The organism is Streptomyces humi, assembly GCF_001005085.2.
In the GTDB taxonomy this organism is placed as follows: domain Bacteria; phylum Actinomycetota; class Actinomycetes; order Streptomycetales; family Streptomycetaceae; genus Streptomyces; species Streptomyces humi.
This window is the reverse complement of the sequence record NZ_LBMU02000048.1, coordinates 13,241-37,945: the sequence shown is the minus strand read 5'-3', so window position 1 is coordinate 37,945 and position 24,705 is coordinate 13,241. Positions and strand designations below refer to the sequence as shown.

Sequence of the window (24,705 nt, the reverse complement as noted above, 5' to 3'; positions counted from 1 at the left end):
CTACGATGATCCGCATGGATCTCGACATACGCCGGGTGCGCTACTTCGTGGCCGTGGCCGAGGAGTGCAGCTTCGTGCGGGCGGCGAGCCGTCTCTACATGACGCAGCCGGCGCTCAGCCGTCAGATCCGCGCGCTGGAGGAGGATCTGGGCGTCGTCCTCTTCCTGCGGGACCGGCAGGGCACCGTACTGACGCGGGCGGGGCACCAGTTGCTGGAGGACGCCCGGCCGATGCTGGCGATGGCGCAGGCGGTGCAGCAGCGGGTGCGGACGGCGAACCGGGAGGTGAACCAGTTCACCATCGGCTTCATGCCGGGTGTCATCGTCACGCCCATCGTGCGCGAGTTCGCCCGGATGGCGCCGCAACTGGACATCGATGTCGTCCACACCTCGATCACCGACCAGGTCGACTTCCTGCTCGACGGGCGGGTCGACGTCTGTTACGTCCGTCTGCCGCTGCCCGAGGGCATGTTCGAGGTGGTCCCGCTCTTCCCGGAGCCCCGTGTGGTGGCGCTGTCCAGTGAGCATCCGTTCGCGGAACTCAAGGCGGTGCACGTCGAGGACCTGCGGGACATGACCCTGTTGCAGGATCCGCGGGACGTACCCGAATGGCGTGGACGTGTCCCACTCGATCCGGTGGCGCCGCCGGGGGGCGCGGGACGGTTCCCGGCGACGATCGAGGAATGCCTCCAGACCGTCGCCTTCGGCTCCGGGTGTTATGTCATGCCGGCCGGGACGGCCGGCTTCTACCGCCGTGACGACGTCGTCTACCTGACGCTGGAGGGCGTCGCACCGCGCATGGTCGCCCTGGCCTACTCCAAGCACCGGACCATGCCCGAGCTCCTCCAGTTCGCCGAACTCTCGCGGCGCATGCTCGGCCCGGGCCCGGACTGACGCGCGGGCGGCAGGCCGTGATGCCCGGCGTCCCCCCGCGCCCAGGTGAAGGTGCTCCCGAGCGGGTCGGGCGGGTGTGCCCGGTGTGACGGACGTCGTGGACGCGGATGCGGGCGCTGTTCGACCGTTCGGGACCGGGAGGGCGGCCTGGAGCAGCCACTTCAGGTTTCCTGGGTGAACTCACAGGTTGCTCAGATTGTTTCTAGAAGCCACGCACAGCAGCGTTTCCTGCGCTCCAGCGTATCCGGACGATGCACGGGGCTTCCCGATTTCCTCTCCGGCCCGGAACGAGTCCGAGCCGACAGGATGGATTGTGGATTGTCAGATACATGACAAAGATCGGGAGTCCCGCGGCCTACTACCGAAGGGAACGTCAAGGTGCCACAGAACAGCACACGCAGCGAACTGACGGGAAGATGGCAGCGGACGGGCGTGGCCTTGGCGGCGGCCACTGCCTTCCTCCTCACGGGGGCCTACGTCCACGCGGACGCCGCGACCGCCCAGAGCGACTCGTCCAGCACGTCGGCGACCGCGGCCGTGTCGACCGCGGCGGTCTCCGACGTGGTCACCGCGGCCAACACGTTCCTCGACACCCTGTCCACGAGCCAGAAGTCGAAGGTGCTCCTCAGCCTCACCGAGGCCAACGCCACAGCTTGGTCGAACCTCCCGTGCGGCTCCTCCTGCCGCGTCGGCATCCAGTTCAGCACGCTCAGCAGCACCCAGCTCGCCGCCGCCAAGGCGGTGGTCCAGGCGGCCACCGGCACGGGCAGCGGAACCGGTTACGACCAGGTCTCCAAGATCCTGGCCGCCGACGACTACCTCGGGCAGAAGGCCGGCGGCTACGGCAGCGGCAACTACTACCTGGCGTTCCTCGGCACTCCGAGCACCTCCGGCACCTGGCAGCTCCACTTCGGCGGCCACCACCTCGCGGTGAACCTCACCTACGCGGACGGACAGGTCGAGGGCACCACTCCGTACTTCGTCGGCGTGGAGCCGTCGAGCTGGACCTCGAACGGCACCACGTACGCACCGCTCAGCGGGATGCGCAACGCGATGCTCGCCATGCTCGGCGGCCTGAGCAGCAGCCAGCTCGCCCAGGCCAAGCTCTCGACGTCGTACAGCGACGTGCTGCTGGGACCGGGCAAGGACGGCCAGTTCCCGACGGCCAAGCAGGGCCTCGCGGTCAGCGGACTCTCCAGCGCCCAGCAGGCGCTCGTCCTCGCGGCCATCACCCCGTGGGTCAACGTCGCGGACGACACGACCGCCGCCTCGGTGCTGACCACCTACCGGTCGGAACTCGCCGGCACCTATGTCTCGTACTCGGGCAGCAGCGCCCTGAGCAGTCAGGGTGACTACGTGCGCATCGACGGACCCGGCGTCTGGATCGAGTTCATCTGCCAGAACGGCGTCGTCTACAGCGGGGTGCACTACCACACCGTCTACCGGGACCACACCACCGACTACGGCGGAGAGTTCTCGTTCTGATGAACCGCTCACCGCTCTCGCCGTCATCGGCGCTACGCATGACGGCCGGGCTCGCGGTGGCGGTGGTGGCGGCGCTGCTCCTGGCGGCGCCGCCTGCCGCCGCGCACCCCATGCCGCACTCGGTGCTCCTGCTCGACGTGCACGAGACCTCGGTCGCCGCCGAACTGGACCTCCCGCTCAGCGACTTCTCTCGCGCCAGCGGCATCGCCCTGGACGACACCACCACGGCGAAGCAACTGGCGGTACGGATCCCCGCGGTCCGCCGCTACCTGGCCGCCCACCTCCACCCCACCACCCGCGGAGGCACGGCATGGGCCGTCACCTTCGGCGGCATGGCACTGAGCCGGGCGGAGCAGACCGCCACCGGCGTCTACCGCGAGCTGACCGTCCAGGCCACCCTCACACCGCCTCCCGGCGGGGACGTACGGCGGTTCGTCCTGGACTACGACGTCATCGTCCACCAGGTCGTCACCCACACCGTCCTGGTCTCCGTCCGTCAGGACTGGGCCGCCGGCCGAGTGGCCGGCAAGGAGCAGGAAGGCGCGGCCACCCAGGTCGGTGTGATCCGTATCGACACCCGGAGCATGACCATCGCGCCCCTCACCGTCGACCTGGACGGCGGCAGTGTCTGGAGCGGGACCTACGCCATGTTCCGGCTCGGCGCCTCCCACATCCTCGAAGGCACCGACCACCTGCTGTTCCTGCTCATCCTGCTGCTGCCCGCGCCGCTCAGGGCGGCCGGGAACCGCTGGCGCGGATCGGTGGGAACCCGCACCGCCCTCGGCCGGATCGCCCGCACCACCTTGGCGTTCACCCTCGGCCATTCCCTGGCGCTGGCAGTGAGCGCGTTCGGGCGCCTCGACATCCCGGCCCAGCCGGTCGAGGCGTTCATCGCCTTCAGCATTCTCGTCGGGGCCGTCCACGCCGTCCGTCCGCTCTTCCCGGGACACGAGGCCGTCATCGCCGGCGTCTTCGGTCTCGGGCACGGCCTGGCCTTCTCCCTCACCCTCGCCGAAATGAAGCTGTCCACCACTCAACTGAGCCTAAGCCTGGCGGGATTCAACCTCGGCATCGAATGCATGCAGCTGATCCTCGTCCTGCTCGCCCTGCCGGGCCTGGTCTGCCTGGTCCGGTTGCGCAGGCACGCCGCCGTGCGCACTGCCTGCGCGCTGTCGACCGCGGGCCTGGCCGTCGGCTGGCTGCTCGACCGTTCGGGCCTGCCCAACCCCGTCGCCCGCGCCGCGGACAGCGCGGGAACGCACACGTCGCAACCGCTCCTCGTACTGTCCGCCACCGCCCTGCTCGCCACGCTCCGTCTGATCACCCACCGTGGCGGGGCGGGTACCGGGGGCAGGACCGGTGACACCCCCGTGTTCACCGCCGAGGCCGAGGCGATCTCACGTCGCTGAGCCGCCCTCGGCCGCCACCGGGCCGGTCCTCGTCAAGCCGGTCTGCCCCTGCTGGACCCGCTCCAGGTGGCGATGCCGGAGCGGTACAGCCGGGCTGACCTGGCGGGGACAGGGCACAGCGGGTCCTACAGCTTGGTCATCTTGGTGTACGGGCTCAGGATCCGCATCTGCTCCGAGCCGAAATCCACCAGTGCGGCGATTCCGTCCTCGACGCCGATCACCCGGCCGAGGCCGTAGGCGTCGTGTGTGACCTGGTCGCCCACGGCGAAGTGCCGGGGGGTCGGGGTGACCGGGGCTTTGAAGGGGCTGGTGGGCAGATGACGCTTCGATGCAGCGGGCTTTGTCATTAGTGCAGTATGTGCCCACGGACCGGGTCGGCGGCAGCCTCGCTCACAATTGATCACCGGGCAGACCGCCGTAGGGCCGGGTCGCGCCCGGTCCTGCCGTGCGGTGGCTGGGGTTCGCTTGCGGGGGTGTGCGCAGGGCGAGGAGGGCGACGTCGTCCTTGCCGGGCGGGTGGATGCGGCGCAGGAGCTGGTCGGGAAAGGCGGTCAGCGGACGGTGGGCGAGGGCGGCGGCGTGTTGGCGCAGTTGCTTCAGGCCGTCGTCGAGGCTGAGGCCGGGTGCCTCGATCAGGCCGTCGGTGTACAGCAACAGGGTGGATCCGGGCGGCAGGAGCGTGGTCTCGTCGGTGCGCGGCAGATGCGTCCCGGTGCCCAGCAGGAGTCCGTGGCCGTCGGTGAGATAGCGGGCCAGACCGTCGCGGGTGATGAGCAGGGGCGGGGGGTGGCCCGCGTTGGTCCAGGACAGCCGCCAGTGGCCGTCACCGGCGTCGGTCACCCGGGCGAGGACGAGGGTGGCCATGCTGACGTCGGTGATGTGCATGATCGCCTCGTCGAGTCGTTCGACGATCCGGCTGGGGGGTTCTCGCTGGGACCAGGCGTAGGCGCGGAGCATGTTGCGCAGCTGGGCCATGCCGGCGGCGGCCTCCAGGTCATGGCCGACGACGTCCCCGACGGCCAGGGCGGTGGCGCCGTCGGAGAGCGCGAAGGCGTCGTACCAGTCACCGCCGACCTGTGAGGCGTCCGGGGCGGGCAGGTAGCGGACGGTCAGTTGCAGTCCGGGTACCTGCGGCATCTGCGGAAGCAGGTGGTTCTGCATGGTTTCGGCGACCTTGCGCTGGCGCTGGTAGAGGCGGGCGTTGTCCAGGGCGAGGCCGGCCCGGCGGGCGATGTCCTCGATCAGGGGGAGGTCGGTGGCGGTGAAGTTCCCGGGTTTCCTCGCGCGGCCCAGGGTGAGGGCTCCCAGGACCTCGCGGGTGCTGCGGATGGGGGCGATGGCCGCGGAGCGGATGCCGGTGATGTCGAACAGGCGGTGCTGTTCGAAGGTGATGCCGGAATCCGGGGCCCGCCGGTAGGTCTCGGGGCCGGCCAGGGTGGAGGCGATGCCGCGCAGGGCCCGGGACAGGGGCATCGGGGACTCCTCGGGGACCGGCGGCATGGGGCCCTCCAGGTCCTCGTGGTGCGTCAGCGTGTCGCCGTCGGCTTCGACCACGGTGGTGCGCCACACCTCGTCCCGTTCGGTGATCAGGTCGATGACGACCCAGTCGGCCAGCCGGGGCACGACCAGGGCCACCAGCCGGCGCAGCGCCTCGTCGACGTCGAGGGTGGAGGTCAGCTGGGTGGTGGTCTCGGCCAGCAGGGCCAGACGCTGGAGCTCGCTCAACGGCGCGGTGGCCCGTTCCGGGTGCGGGCCGGCGGGGTGTTCTCGGTGGGGGGTGTGGAAGACGACCAGCGTGCCGGTGTCGTGGTCGCCGACGGCGTAGGGGGTGAGCAGCCAGGAGATGGTGAGCAGGGAGCCGTCGGCGTGGGCGAAGTAGTCCTCGTCGGACTGGGCCGGGCGTCCGTCGTGGAACGCCCTGCGCATGCCGCACTGGGTCGTGGGCAGCGGCTGGCCCTGTGGCCCGCGGTGCAGCAGGTCGTGGGCGTCGTGGCCGACGAGGTCCTCGACGGGCCGGCCCAGCAGGCGAGCGGCGCGGGTGTTGGCCGCGAGGATGCGGCCCTGCTGGTCCGCGACGTAGGCTCCGGCCCCGATGGCCTCCAGCGCGCCGGTGAGCTGGGCGGGCGGTACGGCCCGGGGCTGCCCCCGGCCGGTGTCGGGCGTCTCCGCTGCCGCCATGTCCTCGCCTCCCGGGTGATCGAGCCGCCGCCCTGCCGCCGCTCGTGCCACGTGGCCTGCCGCCCCGCCCTCCTGTGCCCTGCTTTCCCGAGTGCCCCGTGTCGCCGAGAATCCGCGTGACACCTCACCGAGGACTGTGGCGGACCCGCGCGGCCGACCACGTCGAGCCTCGACCACCGGGCCGGGCAGACCGCCTCCCACCTGACCGTGGAGCTCGCCGAGGTCCCGGCGGGCGCCACCGCCGTACTGGTCCGTTTTCCGCTTCCATGCCCCTCGGGAAAATCACCGAAATCTCCAGCGGTGGCGGAATTTCGTGTATCTTCACGACCGTCACACAAATCGCATCATAGCGTATTCGTGCATTTGTGCGCCCCCTGAATCCGGCGGGGCGTCATTCGTTCGATTTATGTGTGGGCAGGGCGTTCCGCGCGCCGCGGTCCGTTCCGCCCTGGGGGGCACGTGAGAACGCAGCAGGACAATGAGGGGTCCGGCCGTGACGACACCCTGACCGCCGCCGCCCGGGTGGTGCGGGCGCTGGGCACGCCGGGGGCGGCCGCGGCCGAACCGGGGTACGAGCAGGCGTTTGATCAGGTCGAACAGATGGTCAGGGAGCAGCTGACCGAGGTCGGCCGGCACCCGCCCGAGCACTGGCGGGCGGCGCTGCGGAAGGTCCGCGAGGAGGAACGGCGGCACCTTCCGCCGGCGGGACGGGGGTGGCTCGCCACCGCACTCGCCGGCGGGGAAATGGCGGCGGCGGTTTTCGTGGAATTCGGCTGCGAGAAAATAAGGGTCAGTCGGGTCACGGGTGACACGGGTGACGCTTTTCCGAGCAGTGACGTTCTTTTCGAAGCGGAGTGGGGTGCCCCGCCGGCCGGTGACACCTCCTCCGCCGGAGCGGGAAACCGAGCGGCCGGCCGAATACGACGCCTTTTCGAGCTGGCGTCCGGGGAACCCACGGCCGAGGAGATCGACCGGCCACTGGGCCGGACGCTGGAACAGGCCCTGCGGCGGCTGCCGGAGCCCCCGGACCGCGGGGGCACACCGGTCGTCGTCGCCGTACGCGCGGCCGGCTGGACCTGCCTGGAACGGGCCGTCGAACGGCTCGCTCCGCACACGCCCCTGCTGTGGCTGCGTCTCCCGGCGGGGTGGCCGGCCGGCGGCCCCGACGACCTGCTCGCCCCGGCCCCGCTGCGCCGCACCCTGTGGTTCGCCGCCGCGCACGTCCAGCCGTCCACGGGAGCGGTGCGGGTGGTGCGGCAGCCGCTGTTCCCGGCGGGGAGCACGGCCACCGTGCCGGGCGCGCGGTCCGCCGGGCCGCTCGCCGAGGTGCGGGTGCGGGCCCCGTCCGACGGCGGGGAACAACCGCGCGCCTGTGCCGTCGTCGTCACGGGAGCCGTCGGGGACGCCCCCGCCGACTGGCACGCCGTCCGGGCCGACCGGCTGCTGCTCCCGGCGGCGGGACCGGCGACGCTGCGCTACCGGCTGGACGGGCCCGGCCGGGTCCGGCTCCTGTACGACGGCGGGCACCGGCCCGAGTCCACCGTCTGGAGCACGCTCCTCGGCAGGCTGCCGCGCGGACTCGCGCCACCGCTCCCGCTCGACCTGGTCCTGGCCGTGGAGACCGCGGTCCGCCGCCGGCAGGGGGCGGCCCAGCTGGCCACCCGCGTCCGCCGGGCGAAGGCCGTCGTCGAGGCGGTACGGGACGGCAGCCGCCACCCGGAGTCGCTGCGGGTCGCGCTCATCGGCTACCGGGACCACCTGCCGCTGGCCGGCCCCGGCGACACCAGCCCCCTGCACTACCGCACGGGCTTCCGCCCCGTCACCGCGGCGCTGCGGATCCTGGACGAGTGGGAGCCCTCCCCGCTGCACCACGACTTCGCCACCGGCCTCGAACACGTCCCGTACGAACTGCGCTCCTGGCAGGACCGATGGCGCCCCGGCAGCCTGCGCGGCCTGATCGTGGTCGGCTCGCGCCCGCCGCACCCGCACAGCCGCCCACCCCAGGCGGTGCGCAGACGGGCACCCGTGCGGGTCTGCCCGGACCGGCTGGACTGGGGGACCACGCTGACCCGGCTCCGGCACGAGCAGCGGCTCCACTGTCTGGCCCTGGTGGACGAGCCGGACTGGATGGACGACGACGGCGAACCGCTCGTGGCCCGCTGGGCCCGCCAGGCCTGGGCCCACATCGGCACCCAGGGCTGTTTCGACGCGCACGAGGACCCGCGGCGGGTGGTCACGGGCCTGCTGCCCGACACCCGCTCCCGGACGGACGACGCCGGACCCTCGGGGCTCGCGCTGGCGTCGGGCCCCCCGGAGAGCTGGCTGCCGTAGGCGCCGCCGAGGCGCCCCGCGGCACCGCGCCGGACGTCCTGTGGCATCAGGCCCCCGGCACCGCGCCGGACGCCCTGCGCCATCAAGACGGCACGAAGCGGCACGAGGAAACGAAGAGCGACGCACGTCGGCGCGCAGTCGAACAACACGGCAGAACGCCGCGGAGAAAGTCCTGACCAGGCTGAACCAGGGGGAGACATGAACGACCGGGACGACGTCACCGAGTCCGAGCCACGCCAGAGCGGGCGCAGTCGCGCGGACAGTGGCCGCAAGAGCCTCTACGCCGCGTTCGACCAGCACCCCGCGCTGCCCGGCCCCGCACCCGCACCCGCCCCGCCGCCGACGACCTTCCCCGTGCAGGAGGACGCGCGGGTGGCCGACGGCGCGGAACAGCCGTCACCCTCGCTGCCCCGCACCCGGCCGGGGCCGGGCGGTGAGCCGCCGGTGAAGTGGCCCGAGGCCGGTGAGGAGACCGCCGATCCGCCGCCCGCCGAGGAGAGCGAACCGGGCGGGCCCACCATCACGCTGTGGGGCGGCATCGGCAGCGGCAAGTCGACCCTGCTGGCCGCGCTGACCCGGGCGCTGATGGACCCCGTGTACGGCTCGTGGAACGTGTTTCCCGAGGACCACTCGTCCAAGCAGTACCTCAGCGACCTCGCCCACACCTTCTACCGTGAACGCGTCTTCCCCAGCGCCACCCAGGACGAGCAGCTGCCCGTCCGGCTGACGCTGGTCGGGGACGTCGGCGGCACCCCCTACGCGAGCAGGTCCGCCGGCCGACGGCGGTGGCGCCGGGGCGGGCAGCCCGCCAGGGACGTGCTCGAGTTCCGGGTCCGCCTGCGGGACATGCCCGGCGAGGCCTTCGACCTGCGCTCCGACATGGGCGCCCTGATGGGGCCGCGGCTGGTCACCGACCTGGCCGACTCGCGGGCCATGGTGTACGTCCTCGACGCGGCCCGCGAGTGGCGGGTCAACGGTGCGGACGGGCCCGTGGACGAGGACGAGCGGCAGAGCGCCGACTTCTTCACCGAGGTGCTGGACGGGGTGGCGACCGAGATCGCCATCCGCGGGCAGCGCGACGGGCACCGGCTGCCGCACAGCATCGCGGTCTGCCTGGCCAAGTTCGACGACGACGACGTGTTCCGGTTCGCCTGCGAGCACGGCAACGTACGGCTCAACCCGCGCACCGGCCAGCCCGAGGCCATCGACGCCGAACGGCTCTTCGACGACCTGTGCGACCGCTTCCCGCACGGCAGCCTCGGCGAGATCAGGAACCAGATCGGCCGCTACTTCGTGCCCGAGCGCGTCGGCTACTTCGTGTGCAGCGCCGTCGGCTTCTGGGTCGACCCGGACCGGGGCTTCGACTTCGACAACCCCTCGCTGGTCAACGCCGTCGACGACAAGGTCCGGTTCGTGGCCCCGCCGCGGCCGGTCAACGTCATGGAGCCCTTCCTGTTCCTGCGCGGCCTGTCCCGGCAGCGATGACGTCCCGAGCGAGAGAGGGAGGTCCGCCCATGTCGTCCGACGGCGCCGGGCTGACCGCGGGCTGGGCGGTCTGGGGCAAGCGTCCCCACAGCCCGCAGGGTTTCCAGGTGATGGCGGCCTGGCCGCCGGAGTGGAGCAGCTACTACACCAGGGCGATCCAGCACTGGTCCCCGGGCACGCCCTCGCCCGCCGACCGGCTGCCCTGGGTCACGGTCGGCCCCAGCACGAACCCGGACCACCGGCTGTCCCTCGGGGTCTTCGTCCTCGACCGGACCGAGACCGCCGACGTGCACAGCCGGCCGATCAACCACGTCACCCACTTCTGGGTCCCCTACGAGGAGGCGGCCGGCCACGGCCTCGGCTGGAGCGCTCTGGCCCGCGCCGCGCTGGCCGGCCGGACCGGGCTGTCCCGGATCGCCGCGGGCGGCGAGTCCGGCACGCCGCACGGCCCCGTGCGCCTGCCGCTGTCCGCCGACGAACACCTGATGAACGGCTTCGACGAGGAGTTCGTCTCGGCCAGCGACCCCCTGCTGCACTGGCACGCGGCGGTCGCCGCCCTGCTGCTGGACGGGCCGGTGGTGGTGACCGGCGCCCCGGACGACGACCCGCTGGAACGGCTGCGGCTGCTCGACAACATCGCCGCGATGCTGCCGTACGCGCTGCGCACCTGTCTGTCGGCCGCCACCGCCACCTCCTCCGGCGCCAACCACCGCATCCGCCTGTCCTGGGGGCGCGCCGCCCCCGGCCGGGACTGTGTGCCCTGGGGCGGCGCGGTGGGCGTCGAGCGGCTGTCACCCGTGGCGCGCCAGTACCACGACCTGCTGATCCACGCCTGGGAGTCCCGGGGCGGACACACGGTCCTGGACCATCTGGCGCGCTGCACGGCCCTGCCCGAGGGCGCGCACGCCGGCCTGCCGACGGCCCAGCAGGCACACCGGCTGCTGTGTGCGATGGACCACGAACTCCACGTCGAGGCCGAGGTGTTGCGGGGCGGCCCGGTGGCCGACGACGTGGTCGACGAATTCCTGCGCGATCCGCGGACCCACCGCAGGACCGGCAGCATGATGGCCCGGGCCAAGCTGTCCGGGACCTCCACCGACCTGTCGTTGCTGCCGCCGTACCTGAGCGATCCCCAGGTGGCGGACACGCTCCTGAAGCGGTTGCGCGAGGACCTGCGCACCGGCTCTCTCAGCTCCGTGCAGGAGAAGGTCAGCAGCCTGTTGCGGGCCACCCGCGTGGAAGGCACCAACCTCGACGTCGTCGACCGCGCCATCGCCTTCCTCATGGACCCGGCCGACGGATCCGGTGAGGACGTCGACGTCACGGCCACCCTGGATCTGCTGCCGTCGCTGGAGCCGTTCCCGCCCGGCACCATGCCCCTCGCCCGGGGTGCGGTGGCCACCCGGCCCGAGCTGACCTGGATCCTGCTGGACGGCGCGGCCGGCACCCCGGAGCCCGCCCGCTCGGTCCGCCGCTGGCTGGAGTGGCTGGGCACCGGCGCCGCCGGGGAACTGGCCCTGCTGTACGACCTGTTGCGGCCGGACACCACCGTCTGGCAGCCGCGGCCCGCACGGTGGGCCGCCAAGCACCCGGACGAGGCCGCGCGGCTGCTGGGCCTCGGCGTCGCCTGTCACCGCGGCGACACCCTGCTGACCTCGTCGTTCTTCGACGATCTGAGTGACGCGCTGGGGCCCAACGGACCGGGCCGGGTGCTGCGCCTGCGCGGTCCGCGCACCCAGCCGGAGGGGCTGCGGGCCACCCTGGCCGCCGGACCGCGCGCCGCCCTCGGCCTGGCCGCGCGGGCCCGCTGGGACCTGTTGTGCGCGCTGGCCGGCGAGGCGCCGAGCGCGCTGCCGGACGACGCCGAGACGCTGACCAGACCGGGGATGGACCGCTATGCCGACACGCTGAAACAGCACCTGGACGCGCTGTCCCAGCACCGGCGCAGGACCGCCGCGAAGACCCTGCTGCGGTGCCTGCTGCGGTTCGACCCCGCCACCGGGCGCCGCCCGGGAGCGGCGGCGCGGGCCGTGACCGAACGCCTGGTGCAGGAACCGACGGACGCCGCACTGCGGGGCATCACCGCCGAGGCCGTCTCCGACCTGCTGGCGGCGCCGGGCTGGCGGGCCCGGGGCGAGGAGCCCGCCTGGCTGGACCGGCTGACGCAGTACGTACCGCAGATCGGCGGCACGCTGCGCCTGTACGCCCTGGGCGAGGCGGCCCGGGAGGGCACGCTGAGCGCCGAGGAGTTCGGCAGGAGGCTGCGTTCGGCCCGGCGCGAGGGCGCGACCCGGGCCCAGCTCTGCGGCCCCCTGGCCGCCTGGGCGGACGGCCGGCCGAACCCGGGGACGGCGGTGCTGGAACTGCTGGACGCCTACCGCGAGGCCTACCGGCAACAGGGCGACCCGGCCGGCTCCGAGCAACGAGAGCTGCTGGAGAGGGAGTTGTGGGGGCGGCTCGGGGAGCGGCTGTGGACCGCGTACTTCGAGGCGGCCGACGCCCAGCTGTCGGGCCAGGAGGAGAGCGCCATGGACGCCATCCGCCGCAACGAGCAGCTGCGCGAGGAGGTCAGGCGCCGTCGGCAGGTGCTGAGGACGCTGCACTTCACCCGCCGCTGAGCGACCCGCCACCGCCCGTCCGTCCCCGGACCCCGCGCCCTGTCAGGGGCGTTCACCACCCGTGAGTCCCGACCGGGCCCCGCCCAGGAAGAGTTGGCACGTCATGATCACATCCGTTCCGTCCGCGCCGCGCGCACGCGCGAGCGCCACGGCCCTGTTCCTCGCCGCCGCGCTGCTCCTCGGCGCCGGCGGGTCCGCGTCGGCCGACGACGCGTCCGCGGTGCCGTCACCCGACGACATCTGCCGTTCCCTGCACGTCGACGACGTGCCCGCCTCGTACGTCGTCCTGGTCGACACCTCGTCCTCGATGCAGGACCGCGGCCCCGACGGCGCCACCCAGTACGACACCGTGAAGAAGCGGCTGCGGACGTTCCTCGCGGGACTCGCGCCCTCGGACCAGGTGGCGCTGGTCTCCTTCGGGCGCTCCGTCGGGGTCGTCCACCCGCTGGGCCCGGCGGCCGGCGCGCGGAACGCCGTCGACGACCTGCCCGCGCGGGCCACGGAGACCGCGAGCGACCCCGGCAGCGCCCTGGAGACCGCCGCCGACCAGCTGCGCGACAGCCGTACGCCGGTCGCGGCGGTGCTGCTGCTCACCGACGGCGCGGTCAACGCCCCCGACAGCGACTACGCCGAACTGGGCTCGCCGAGCTGGCGCAGGCTCGGCGCGCGCTACCGCGCGCTCGGCGCGGACCGCACGGTGGTCGGCTACGGGCTGCCGCTCGCCGACGACACGCACGTCTCCGACATCCTGGGCGCGGTCGTGGCGACGCCGCGCATCCTCCCGGTCGGGGCGGCCGCCCTGGGCACGCAGCTGAACAGCGCCAAGGACCGGGTGCGGACCGACAAGGCGGTCCGCGCCCTGCGCGACGACGCCGGCGCGGGGGTACGGCTGGCCGTGACCGACGGGGCCTCCGGCACCGGTACCGGCGCGCTCGACCTGGGCACCGGCGACCGGGAGGGCGCACGGCGGCAGACGGTACGGCTCACCGTCACCTCCACCGCCCGTCACGTGCCCCTGCGGGTCCGGCTGCGCGCCGGGACCGACGGCGGCGGTCCGGCCGTGGCCTCGGTCGGACTGCCGGACCAGGCCGTCACCCTGGCACCGGGTGAGCGGCGGAGCTACCGGCTCACCCTGCTCTGGCACCAGGACCCGCGGGCCGCCCTCGCCCCTTCCACCGAGGACTTCGAGACCGGGCTGGCCGTCTCCGCCGAGGTGGCGTCGCCGTGGACGCCCACGGTCCGCGGGGCACTGGGCTACCCCGGGTTCCGGCTCGCCGCCCCCGCTCCGGCGCGGGTACGGCTGCACGGCCAGGTGCCCGGCACGCCGCCCGGGTGGCTGTACCCGGCGCTGACCGTACTGGTGCTCGGCGGGATCCTGGCGGGATCGCTGGTGTACCGGCGGCGCAACCCGCTGCTGTCCGGGACCCTGGTCATCACGGACCTGCGCTCGGGGGACCGGGTCCACCATCCGCTGGGCGGGCGGCTGTTCACGAAGGACGTCGAGGTCGCCCAGGTGCGCGCCCGGGTCAAGGTGCGCGGCCGGGCCGGGCGCGGGGTGCTGGCCGTGGAGTGCGTACGGGAACCCCTGCGTGCCAACGCCCCCCGCCTCGCCGACAGCGGGGAGTGCGAGCTCGGCAAGTCGACCGTCCTGTGCGGGATCGGCTTCTCCCACACCTCCGACCGGTGACGGGAGCGCAGGTGAACCCCGCCGCGCCGGTGGTCCCGCAGCCGCGCCCCGCCCCGATCGTCGCCCTGGAGCGGTCCGACCCCGCCGAGGCCGCCGGGTTCCGGCTGCTGGGCCGGCTGGCCACCGGCGGCTTCGGCCACATCTACCTCGGCAGACGGGCGGTCGACCATGCCGTGGACCCGGGCGGCGACCCGTACACGCTGGCGGCCGTGAAACTGCTCAAGCAGGAGTACTCCGGCAACGCCCAGCACCTCCAGCGCTTCCACCAGGAGAGCAAGGCGCTGCTGCGGGGGGCCGGCGCCCGCATCCCCGAACTGCTGTCCTTCGAGTTCGACGCGGGCCGGCCGCCCGCCATCGCCACCCGGTTCATCCCCGGGCCCTCCCTGCACCAGGTGATGGCGGCGCACGGCGGAGCGCTGCCGGCCGAGACCGGTTACGGGGTCGGGGCCGACCTGGTCGACACCCTGCTCGCGGCCCACGACCAGGGTGTGTGGCACCGCGACCTGCACCCGGGGAACGTGCTGCTGACGGCGGACGGGCCGTGGATCATCGACTTCGGTCTGACCCGGATCCGCGGCCAGCAGCTGACCCGGCCCCTCGACCAGGCCTTCGGCAACCCCCACTACTGCGCGCCGGAACAGCTGGGGGGCCTGGCCGAGACGGACGCGGCCACCGACGTCTTCGGGATCGCGGCGGTCCTGCTGTACCTGCTGACCGGGCACGCGCCCTACCCGGGACCGCGTGCCCCCGCCGGGCGGGCGGCGGATCTGTCCGGGCTGCCGCGGGGCCGGGCGGGGCGAGCGGTCGCCGCCTGTCTCGCCGTACGCGCCGGTGACCGGCCCTCGCTCGGCGAACTGCGCGCCGCGCTGGGCGAGGTCGGTGCCCTCGCGCTGCCGGCCGGGGTCCGGCGGGAACTGGACGCCCACCGCACCCGGCTGACGGAGTTCCTGCGCGACGCGGACAACGAGGCCGACCTCACCGTGCCGTTCCGGCCGGGCCGCCGCAGCTGGAGCCGACGGGTGGGGGAGTGGGCGCACGCGCTGGTGGCCGTCGGGGACGACACGGTGGCCACCGCCGACGGCGCGGGCCGGCTGCACTGGCTGCACCCGGGGACGGGCGCGGTGCAGCGCACCGACGTCGGGTTCCGGCCGCCGGTGCGGCTGTGCGCGGGGGAGCGGGTGATCCTCGTCCGGGACGCCGCCGGGCGACTGGAGGCGTGGGACACCGTCTCCCGGACGCGTCGCTGGTCGGTGCCGGAGCCGGAGGACCGGGTGGCGGCTCCGGCGCTGCTGCACGGCCGCAACGTGCTGCTCGTCGACGCCGGGGGGAGGGTTCACCACTTCGACGCCGACACCCGCCGCGTGTGGTGGCGGGGGGAGCCGCTGCCGGACACCACCGCGCTGGCGGTCGGCCGGCAGCGGGTGTACGCGCTCATCGACCACGGACTCCGGTTGCACGCCCTCGACGACGAGGACGGCAGGGCGGCCTGGCCGGCGCCCCTCGCGCTGCGGGCGCCGGTGCGGGCGGCACCCCTGCCGGAGCAGGACGCGGTGTACCTCGCCGACACGCGGGGCGCGCTGTACTGCGTGGCGGCGGCCGACGGCACGCCGCGCTGGAGGGTACGGCTGGGGGCGCCGGTCGTCGCCGCGCCGGTGCGGGTGGGGGACTCGGTGGTCGTCGGCGACACGGCCGGGGTGGTGCACGCCCGCGACCTCGCCACGGGGGCGGAGCGGTGGCGGAGCGCCGGCCCCGGAGGGGACGAGGTCTTCGCGCTGTGCGCCACCGGGACCACCGTGGTGTGGGGCGGCTGGCAGGGACGCCTGCATGTCGTCGACGGCCTGGAGGGCGCCTCGCTCCAGAGTTTCGACATGCGCGGCCAGGTCCTCGCCCTGGCCTGCGCCCCGGCACAGGGCGCCGTGTACGCGGCGACGACGAGCGGCGAGGTGCACGGCGTACCCCTGTGACCAGGAGGAGCGCCGGTCCCGTGCGCGTCGCCCCGCACCGCCCGTTGGTAAGAGTCAGGTAAGATCCGGCCACTTGTACGAGGGCCGGACCCTCGTGGGGGAGGGAACATCACGTGGGCAGACACGCCCTGAGACGGGGCGGGCCTGCCGCCGCCGTCTCCTCGCTCGTGGTCGCGGTCGTGGCCGCGTCCGTCGTCGTCCTGGCGGAGGGCGGCGGCTCCGCGGAGGCGACCGAGGCCGACACCACCGCGGTCACCCTGGTCGACCCGAGTTCCGCCACACCGCGCACCGACCGCCCGTACGTCGCGGGCGGCACCGGGTTCCTGCACCGGCAGACCGGCAGGACCGGGATGCTGTGGACCGACTACGCGACCGGCAGGACCGTCACCGTCGAGAACGCCGCCGGCGTGTACACCCCGGGCACCGGCTGCACGAGCATCGGCTCCGCGTGCCGTACGGCCTGGTACGGCTCGGACGGTGACCTGGTCGCACTGCCGGCCACGGCCAACGACGCGTACGCCACCCTGTGGGACCCGGCGACGGCCACCTCCAGGAAGGTGAGCTGGAACGGGTCGACCCAGTACGGCCAGGGCTACTACCGGGCCCTCGCCGGCGACACGGTCGTCACCACCAACTCCCTGATCGACAGGCCCGACGGCGCCGACGGCGGGTGGCGCACCCGCAAGGTCACCGGTGACGCGACGAACGTCGGGACCGAGGACGTGCTCGCCGCGGACTCCGCCGGCGTGTTCGTGGCGGAGCGCACCTTCGGCACGCTCCACTACATCGACATCGCGTCGGCCGTGAGCACCACCCTGTTCCCCGACGCCCCCGACGCCGGGCGCTACGTGATGAGCGAGGACCGCGTCGGCTGGTACCAGCCCGGCACCGCCGAACTGCACCTGAAGTCCCGCACCGACCTCACCGCCGCCGAGCAGGTCGTCACGCTGCCCGCCGGCCCGGGCGCGCTCGACGGCGCCCCGGTCCTGGCCGGCCACTGGCTGCTGCTGCCGCTGTCCTCCGGCGAGCTCGGCTCCCGGCTGCTCGCGGTCGACGTCGACGATCCCTCGGTGCAGCGGACCGTCCTGGCGAGCGCCGGTGAGTACACGCTGGCGGCGGGCGACGGCAGCGCGCTGGTCACCGGCGGCACGGACGCCACCGACTGGTGGGTGCGGCGGGCCGCCCAGGGCGCCGACGGCACGCTGGGCCTCACGAAGGTCCAGCAGTCCCCGGCGATCGAGAACGCCAAGACGGGCATCGCGCTCAGCCGGGGCAGCCTGCGGGTCGCCGAGGACGACCCGGACGCCACTGCGGACACCACGTCCGTGCGCACCCTCACCACCGACGGCTCCGGCTCGCTGACCGCGTCCGAGGCCACCGCGAGCCGCTCGATCCACCAAGCCCTCTGCCCGTACGAGGGCACCACGTGCTCGGCGCTGTGGGGGAACCTCGACGCCCAGGACGTCTACCTCGACGCGAACGGCGGCACCGACGAGGGCGAGAGCCTCGGCGACGACCGGCTGGTGGAGGTCGGCGGCCACTACCTCGACTTCGGCGGCCGGGGCGGCCACATCGTCGACGTCTCCGACGACTACGCCGTCTTCGACTCCGGCGGCAGCGCCCCGGCGCAGTACGTCGGCGAGTTCGGCCAGGGCCAGAAGCTGAAGCGGTCCGTGCGCGCCGCCGCCCTGAACGGCTCAACCCTGTGGAGCGCCACCACCACCGCCGGCAGGCTCACCTCGTACAGCATCCCGCTGGCGAAGACGCTCACCACGGTGACCGTCCCGGGGCTGGCCTGCGTGCCGGGCGAACTCCAGGCGGCGGGCCGCTGGGTGTACTGGGCCTGCGGAACGGACTCGGCGGGCGTGTACGACACCCGGGCCGGTACGGCGCGGGCGGTCGCCCCCGGTGACGTGCTGCTCGGCGACGGCTTCACCGTCCGCCACGACCACGCCACGGGCACGCTGGTGCTCACCGAGGCGGCCACCGGCACCACCCGTACGATCGCCTCCGGCCTGGCCGGCAAGGGCCTGACCGTGGACCGCCGCTACCGGTGGACGGTCGACGAGTACACCGGCCTGGTCGGCTGGTTCGACGACTACGAGCGCACCCACGTCACCACCACGGGCATCGCCCCGTCCGCCGTGTCGGCCTTCGAGACGTCGGTCGGCAGCTACGTGGGCCCGGGGACGTCCCTCGAGGGTGCCTGGGTGCTGTCCCGCCCGGTCACCTCCTGGTCGCTCAACCTCACGTCGGTCCAGAGCGGCGCGAACGGCAAGGTCACCCGCACCCTCACCGGCGGCGCGACCCCGGCCCGGGTGACGGCGACCTGGAACGGGCGGACGGCGAGCGGGGGTTACTTCCCCAACGGCCACTTCACCTGGACGCTGCGGGCGATCGGCCTCGGCACCGCCACGCTCTCCACCGTGACCAGCGGCGACGGCTTCCTACAGCGCGGGGCCGCGGTGCGCCGCGACTTCGTCAGCCCGGAGGGCCCGGACGGCCGCGGCGACCTGCTCACCCTGAACTCCTCGGGCGGCCTGACCTTCCACAGCGGCACGGGGACCGGGAGGTTCGGCGACAAGTACACGGGTACCGGCTGGCCGACCACCGTCATGGCGGTCCCCTTCGACGACCTCAGCGGCGACCGCTGCAACGACGTCCTGGTCCGCTACGGCAGCGGCGCGCTGCGGCTGTACAAGCCGGGCTGCGGTGCGCCGGTCAAGCCGTCGACGTCGTACACGAGCCTCGGGACCAGCGGCTGGACGCAGTACAACGTGCTCACCTCGCCCGGTGACGTGACCGGGGACGGCCGTCCGGACCTGATCGCGCGGAACTCGTCCACCGGAGCGGTCTACCTCTACAAGGGCACCAGCACCGGCAAGCTCTCCGCCCGCGTGAAGCTGTACGACAACTGGAAGGGCTACAGGAAGATCGTCGGCGTCGGCGACATCACGGGCGACGGCAGGGCGGACCTCCTGGCCCAGGACACGTCCGACAACCTCTACCGGTACAACGGCAAGGGCGACGGCACCTTCGCGGCCCGCGCCAAGGTGTTCTCGAACTGGGGCGGCTCGTACAACGCGATCGTCGGGGTCGGTGACATCAACGACGACGGCAGGGCGGACCTGGTCTCCCGCGACACCGGCGGCAAGCTGTGGCGCAACAACGGCGACGGCAAGGGTTCGTTCGGCGCGCGGACCCAGATCGCGACCGGCTGGAGCGGCTACCGGTCCCTCTCGTAGGGCCGCCGGGGGAACGGCGTGGCTACGGCCGCCCGGGTGGCGCCCGCGTGCGTCGCGCGTGGCTGGGCGGTCGTAGCCGATCCGGTTTGATGATCATCCTTGGGTGACGACCTACGACGGCCTCCGCGCCGCGCACCGCTCCCGCCGCCCGGCGCTCGCCGCCGGGCTCGGCACCCTGCTCTGTCTCGCGTCCCTGTCGGCGGCGCCGTCCGCGGCCGCGCGCACCGGGGCCGTTCCCGTCCGGACCGCGCAGCCGGGGGCCGCCGCCCGCCCCGGGGTGCCCCGTCCGACGACCGCCGCCGAGGCGCGCACGGCCGCCTACCTGGCCTCGATCCGCAACGAGCCCCGGCTGCTGCGCGGGTTCTTCCGGCACCTGCCCAAGGGCGGCGACCTGCACAACCACCTGTCCGGTGCGGTCAGGACGGAGTACCTGATCGAGCTGGCCGGTGAGGACGGGCTGTGCGTGGACACGGCGACGCTGACCGCGGTCGTGCCGCCGTGCGGTCCCGGGGCCCGGCCGGCCGCCGACGCCCGTACCGACCGCGCCTTCCACGACGCGATCGTCCGGGCCTGGTCGATGCAGGACTTCCCGCCCGGCCAGAGCGGGCACGACCACTTCTTCGACACGTTCAACAAGTTCGGCGAGGTGCCCTGGCGGCATCGCGGCAAGCTGCTCGCCCAGGTCGCCGACTCGGTCGCGGCGCAGAACCAGTCCTACCTGGAGACCATGGTCACCCCGGCCTCCGACGGCGCCCGGCAGCTGGCCGCCGAGGTCGGCTGGGACCCCGACCTGGCCGCGCTGCACGCCAAGCTCGTGGCCGGCGGCCGGCTCGACAAGGTGGTGGCCGACGCGCGCAAGGAGGCCGACGACGGCGACGCCGAGTTCCGTACGGCCGCCCGCTGCGGCACCAGCCGTCCGCGCCCCGGCTGCGCGCTGACCGTGCGCTGGATCTCCCAGGTCAACCGCGGCAGTTCGCCGGAGCGGGTCTTCACGCAGCTGGCGCTCGGCATGCGGCTGGCCGAACGCGACTCCCGGTTCGTCGCCGTCAACCTCGTGCAGCCCGAGGACTGGGACAGCTCGCTGGCCGGCTACGGCCTTCAGATGCGCATGGTGCGGTACCTGCGCACGGTCTACCCGAAGGCCCATGTCACCCTGCACGCGGGCGAGCTGACGCCCGGTCTGGTCAAGCCGGAGGACCTGGCGTTCCACATCGCCCAGGCCGTGGACATCGCCGGCGCGGACCGGATCGGGCACGGCGTCGACCTCGTCCACGAGGACCACTGGCAGCAGACCGCCCGCACGATGGCCGACCGGGGGACCGCCGTCGAGGTACCCTTCACCAGCAACGCGCAGATCCTCGGCGTCCGCGGCGCCGACCACCCCTTCGACACCTACCGCGCCCACGGCGTCCCCGTCGTCCTGGCCACCGACGACCCCGGCGTCTCCCGCACCGACATCTCCCACGAATACCAGTACGCCGCCCAGACCTACGGCCTGACCTACCCCGAACTCAAGGACCTGGCCCGCGCCTCCCTCCAGTACGCGTTCCTGCCCGGCCCCAGCCTGTGGCGCGGCAACCCCACCCGCGACGGCTACCACCCCACCGCCGCCTGCGCCGGCCGGCTCCCCGGCAGCGGACACGCCCCGGGCACCGCCTGCCGCCACCTGCTCGCCACCAGCCCCAGGGCGGCCGTCCAGTGGCGGCAGGAAGCCGCGAACGCCTCCTTCGAGAAGCTCTTCGCGTAGTCACCCGCTCTCGCCGAGGGTGCGCGCGGGGACACGGAGGGCGTCCACGGGTGAAGGCGTATCGCCCGGGGGGTGATGTCGCCCTACCCCTTTGGTGTTATATGAGCCGTATGCACCAGCTGCTCCGGCGGCTGTGGTCCCGGCGTGGGACACGCAGCGTGGCCGGCCAGATGTTCCTCCTTCAGGCCGTGGTCGTCCTGGTTCTCGTGGCGGCGGCGGTCGTCGCCCTCCTGCTCCAGTCACGGAACGACGCCGAGCGCGAGGCACAGCGGCGCACCCTCGCCGTGGCGGGCGCCGTCGCCTCGGACCCCTCGGTGCGGCAGGCGCTGACGGACGCCCGTCCGGGCGCCCCGCTCCAGCGGCAGGCCGAGGAGACCCGCAGGCGCTCCGGGGTGGACTTCGTCGTCGTGATGAGCCCCTCGGGCGTCCGCTACACCCACCCGAACCCCGCCCGGATCGGCCAGCACTACATCGGGAGCATCACGGCGGCCCAGCACGGCGGCGTCGTCACCGAGACGACCGTCGGAACGCTGGGCGCCTCCGTGCGGACCGTGGTCCCCGTGACCGGCCCGGGGGGCAGGGTCGTCGGGCTGGTGTCCGCGGGCATCACCATCCACCAGGTGAGTCTGGCGGCCGGACGGCAGATGCCGCTGGTCCTGGCCGCCGCCGGCCTGGTGCTGACGGCGGCCACCGGGGGAAGCGCCCTCATCGGCCGGCGCCTGAGCCATCAGACACACGGTCTCGGACCGCTCCAGATGACCCGCATGTACGAGCACCACGACGCCGTCCTGCACTCGGTGCGCGAAGGCGTCCTCATCGTCGATCCACGGGGCCGGCTGCTGCTGTCCAACGACGAGGCGAGGCGCCTGCTCGGGCTCGCGGCCGGCGTCGACGGCCGGGCCGTCACGGAGCTGGGACTCGACCAGGGGGCCGAACAGCTCCTGCGGTCGGGCCGGGCCACCACGGACGAGGTGATCGAGGTGGGCGGCCGGCTGCTGGCCATCAGCCAGCGCCCCACGCAGCCGCCCGGACCCGGCGGCTGGGTCGCGACGCTGCGGGACACCACCGAACTCAGCGCGCTGATGGGCCGGGTGGAGGTGGTCCAGGAACGGCTCGGGCTGCTGTACGAGGCCGGAATACGCATCGGCACCACCCTCGACGTGACCCGCACCGCCGAGGAGCTGGCGGAGTTCGCCGTGCCCCGGTTCGCCGACTACGTCACCGTCGACCTGGCCGACGCGGTGCTGCGCGGCGAGGAACCCGATCCGCTGTGCGCGGCGGTGCTGCGCCGTGCCGCACTGCGCGGCGTCCGGCCCGACGTGCCGTTCTACCGGCCCGGCGCGCTCATCCGCTTCGCCCCCGCCACCCCTCAGGCGACGGGTTTCGGTTCCGGTCAGATGGTGCTGGAGGCCGACCTCGCGACGTTCTCCGGCTGGCAGGCCCAGGACCCGGACCGGGCCCGCAGTCTGGTGGCACACGGCGTGCACTCCATGATCACCGCACCGCTGCGGGCCCGCGGAGCGATCCTCGGGGTGGTGACCTTCTGGCGGTCCAGGGAGCCGACCCCCTTCACCCACGAGGACCTGTCACTCGCGGAGGAGCTGGTCGCCCGCGCGGCGGTGAGCGTCGACAACGCGCGCCGCTTCACACGGGAACGCACCATGGCCGTCACGCTCCAGCGCAGCCTGCTGCCGCACGTCCTGCCGGAGCAGAACGCGGTCGACGTGGCGCACCGCTACCTGCCGGCCGAGGCCGGGCTCGGTGGTGTCGGCGGCGACTGGTTCGACGTCATCCCCCTGCCCGGCGCGCGGGTCGCCGTCGTGGTGGGCGACGTCGTGGGACACGGGCTGCACGCCGCCGCCACCATGGGCCAGCTGCGGACCGCCGTCCACAACCTGTCCACGCTCGACCTGCCGCCCGACGAGCTCCTCTGGCACCTGGACGAGCTGGTCACCCGCATCGACCAGGACCGGGACCAGGCCGGCGGGGCGCCCACGCTCACGGGCGCCACCTGCCTGTACGCGATCTACGACCCGGTCTCCCGGCGGTGCACGATGGCCAGGGCGGGGCACCTGGAACCCATCCTCGTGCACCCGGACGGCCACGCCCGCCTGCCCGGAGTGCCGGCCGGCCCGCCGCTGGGACTGGGCGGGCTGCCGTACGAGATGACGGAGGTGCTCCTGCCCGAAGGCAGCAGCATCGTGCTCTACACCGACGGCCTGGTCGAGGACCGCGACCGTGACATCGACGAGGGCATCGAACGCCTGCGCCGCGCCGTCGAACCGGCGGGCCGCACCCCGGACCAGATGTGCCGGGCGGCGATGGACACGATGCTGCCCGGACCGCCGCACGACGACGTGGCCCTGGTCGTCGCCCGTACCCGGCTGCTCGACGACAAGCACACCGCCTCCTGGGAGGTGCCGTCCGACCCGTCGGCGGTCGCCAAGGTCCGTGCCGCGGCCGCCGACCTCCTGCGGGACTGGGGCCTGGACGGGGAGGCGTTCACCCTGGAGCTGATCCTCAGCGAGCTGGTCACCAACGCCATCCGGCACGCGACCGGCCCCATCGGGGTACGCCTGATCCACGACCGCAGCCTGGTCTGCGAGGTCTCCGACGGCAGCAGCGTCTCTCCGCACCTGCGCCGGGCCACCACCATGGAGGAAGGCGGCCGCGGCCTGTTCCTGGTGGCCCAGTTCGCCGACAGCTGGGGGACCCGCTACACCTCCGCGGGAAAGGTCATCTGGACCGAACAGCGGCTCGCCACCCAACCCTGACCCGCCCCGGGACGGCAGCCCCTAAGGCCTGTCCGACAGTTCCCGTCTGCCTCGCGACGCCGCCCTCCGGGCGACGACGGGAACTGTCGGACAGGCCCTAGTCTGATCACCGTGAGGCAGGCAGGCGCTGGGAAGGATGTTCGGCGATGACGCCCCTGGGCAGCGGGGACCCGGAGTCCATAGGCGGGTACACCCTGCTCGGCCGGCTCGGGGCGGGCGGCATGGGGGTCGTCTACCTGGGCGTCTCCGCCTCGGGACGGCAGGTCGCGGTCAAGCTCGTGCACGGGCCGTACGCGCAGGAGGAGGAGTTCCGGACGCGCTTCCGGCAGGAGATCGCGGCGGCGCGCAGGGTGAGCGGCGCCTTCACCGCGCCCGTCGTGGACGCCGACCCGGACGCCGAGCGGCCGTGGATGGCCACGCTGTACGTGCCGGCGCTCAACCTCGCCGAGGTCGTCGAGAAGGACGGTCCGCTGAGCGGGCGGGAACTGCGCGCGCTCGGGCTGGGCCTCACCGAGGCGCTGCGCGACATCCACCGGGCGGGGCTGGTGCACCGGGACCTCAAACCGGGCAACGTCCTGATGACCGAGGACGGACCACGCGTCATCGACTTCGGCATATCCCGCGCCGCCGACCACCAGAGCCTCACCACGACCGGGCGGATGATCGGCACACCACCCTTCATGTCGCCGGAGCAACTGGCCTCTCCCCGGGACGTCACCCCGGCCTCCGACGTGTTCTCGCTCGGGTCGCTGCTGGTGTTCGCGGCCGTCGGCACGGGGCCGTTCGACGCCGACAGCCCGTACATCACCGGCTATCAGGTGGTGTTCGGGACCCCGGACCTCGGCGGGGTGCCGGGGGCGCTCCTGGGCGTCGTCGAGCGCTGCCTGGA

13 protein-coding genes and 1 pseudogene are annotated in these 24,705 nt (G+C 73.6%); 12 read left to right on the top strand and 2 right to left on the bottom strand.

Going from position 1 to position 24,705, the window contains the following annotated elements; genetic code table 11:
• The first annotated feature begins 14 nt into the window (after nucleotides 1-14).
• The 3 genes from AAW13_RS22295 (at nucleotide 15) to AAW13_RS22285 (ending at nucleotide 3,787) form a co-directional block, all read left to right on the top strand.
• The gene (locus tag AAW13_RS22295) at nucleotides 15-893 is read left to right on the top strand and encodes a LysR family transcriptional regulator (RefSeq protein WP_046726982.1); all 879 of its coding nucleotides are present in this window, start codon (nucleotides 15-17) and stop codon (nucleotides 891-893) included.
• 438 nt (nucleotides 894-1,331) lie between these two features.
• Nucleotides 1,332-2,378, top strand: coding sequence for a DUF3500 domain-containing protein (locus AAW13_RS22290; RefSeq protein ID WP_240528690.1), 1,047 nt, complete (start codon nucleotides 1,332-1,334; stop codon nucleotides 2,376-2,378).
• Nucleotides 2,378-3,787 carry a HupE/UreJ family protein gene (locus tag AAW13_RS22285; protein ID WP_079178911.1) on the top strand — a complete coding sequence of 470 codons (1,410 nt, stop codon included), beginning with the start codon at nucleotides 2,378-2,380 and terminating at the stop codon, nucleotides 3,785-3,787. Before AAW13_RS22290 ends, AAW13_RS22285 begins: the two co-directional genes overlap by 1 nt.
• Nucleotides 3,788-3,912: 125 nt before the next feature.
• Here the strand turns inward: AAW13_RS22285 and AAW13_RS22280 are convergent, their stop codons facing one another.
• On the bottom strand, nucleotides 3,913-4,134 hold the full coding sequence (locus AAW13_RS22280; protein WP_046726983.1) for a hypothetical protein: 222 nt from the start codon (nucleotides 4,132-4,134) through the stop codon (nucleotides 3,913-3,915).
• Nucleotides 4,135-4,177: 43 nt separating this feature from the next.
• Nucleotides 4,178-5,965, bottom strand: coding sequence for a SpoIIE family protein phosphatase (locus AAW13_RS22275; protein WP_046726984.1), 1,788 nt, complete (start codon nucleotides 5,963-5,965; stop codon nucleotides 4,178-4,180).
• Between the two features lie 459 nt (nucleotides 5,966-6,424).
• Here AAW13_RS22275 and AAW13_RS22270 point away from each other — a divergent pair, with 459 nt between their 5' ends.
• The 9 genes and pseudogenes from AAW13_RS22270 to AAW13_RS47645 form a co-directional block, all read left to right on the top strand.
• Nucleotides 6,425-8,296 carry a hypothetical protein gene (locus AAW13_RS22270; RefSeq protein ID WP_046726985.1) on the top strand — a complete coding sequence of 624 codons (1,872 nt, stop codon included), beginning with the start codon at nucleotides 6,425-6,427 and terminating at the stop codon, nucleotides 8,294-8,296.
• A gap of 198 nt (nucleotides 8,297-8,494) precedes the next feature.
• Nucleotides 8,495-9,781: a hypothetical protein gene (locus tag AAW13_RS22265; protein WP_052768432.1), complete on the top strand. Its 1,287-nt coding sequence runs from the start codon at nucleotides 8,495-8,497 to the stop codon at nucleotides 9,779-9,781.
• Nucleotides 9,782-9,810: 29 nt separating this feature from the next.
• Nucleotides 9,811-12,399: a hypothetical protein gene (locus AAW13_RS22260; RefSeq protein WP_046726986.1), complete on the top strand. Its 2,589-nt coding sequence runs from the start codon at nucleotides 9,811-9,813 to the stop codon at nucleotides 12,397-12,399.
• A gap of 103 nt (nucleotides 12,400-12,502) precedes the next feature.
• Entirely contained in the window at nucleotides 12,503-14,086 is a 1,584-nt protein-coding gene (locus tag AAW13_RS22255; protein WP_046726987.1) for a VWA domain-containing protein, read from the top strand.
• A gap of 11 nt (nucleotides 14,087-14,097) precedes the next feature.
• Nucleotides 14,098-16,050, top strand: a complete 1,953-nt coding sequence (locus tag AAW13_RS22250) for an outer membrane protein assembly factor BamB family protein (RefSeq protein ID WP_052768433.1) — start codon at nucleotides 14,098-14,100, stop codon at nucleotides 16,048-16,050.
• 113 nt (nucleotides 16,051-16,163) lie between these two features.
• Nucleotides 16,164-19,295, top strand: a complete 3,132-nt coding sequence (locus AAW13_RS22245) for an FG-GAP repeat domain-containing protein (RefSeq protein WP_052768434.1) — start codon at nucleotides 16,164-16,166, stop codon at nucleotides 19,293-19,295.
• A 103-nt stretch (nucleotides 19,296-19,398) separates the two neighbouring features.
• Nucleotides 19,399-21,042, top strand: a complete 1,644-nt coding sequence (locus AAW13_RS22240) for an adenosine deaminase family protein (RefSeq protein WP_046726988.1) — start codon at nucleotides 19,399-19,401, stop codon at nucleotides 21,040-21,042.
• A gap of 110 nt (nucleotides 21,043-21,152) precedes the next feature.
• Nucleotides 21,153-23,816 (top strand): SpoIIE family protein phosphatase, encoded by a 2,664-nt coding sequence (locus AAW13_RS22235; protein WP_046726989.1) that lies wholly within the window; start codon nucleotides 21,153-21,155, stop codon nucleotides 23,814-23,816.
• Between the two features lie 146 nt (nucleotides 23,817-23,962).
• Nucleotides 23,963-24,694, top strand: a pseudogene (locus AAW13_RS47645) (serine/threonine-protein kinase); the annotation flags it as partial.
• Nucleotides 24,695-24,705: the final 11 nt, after the last annotated feature.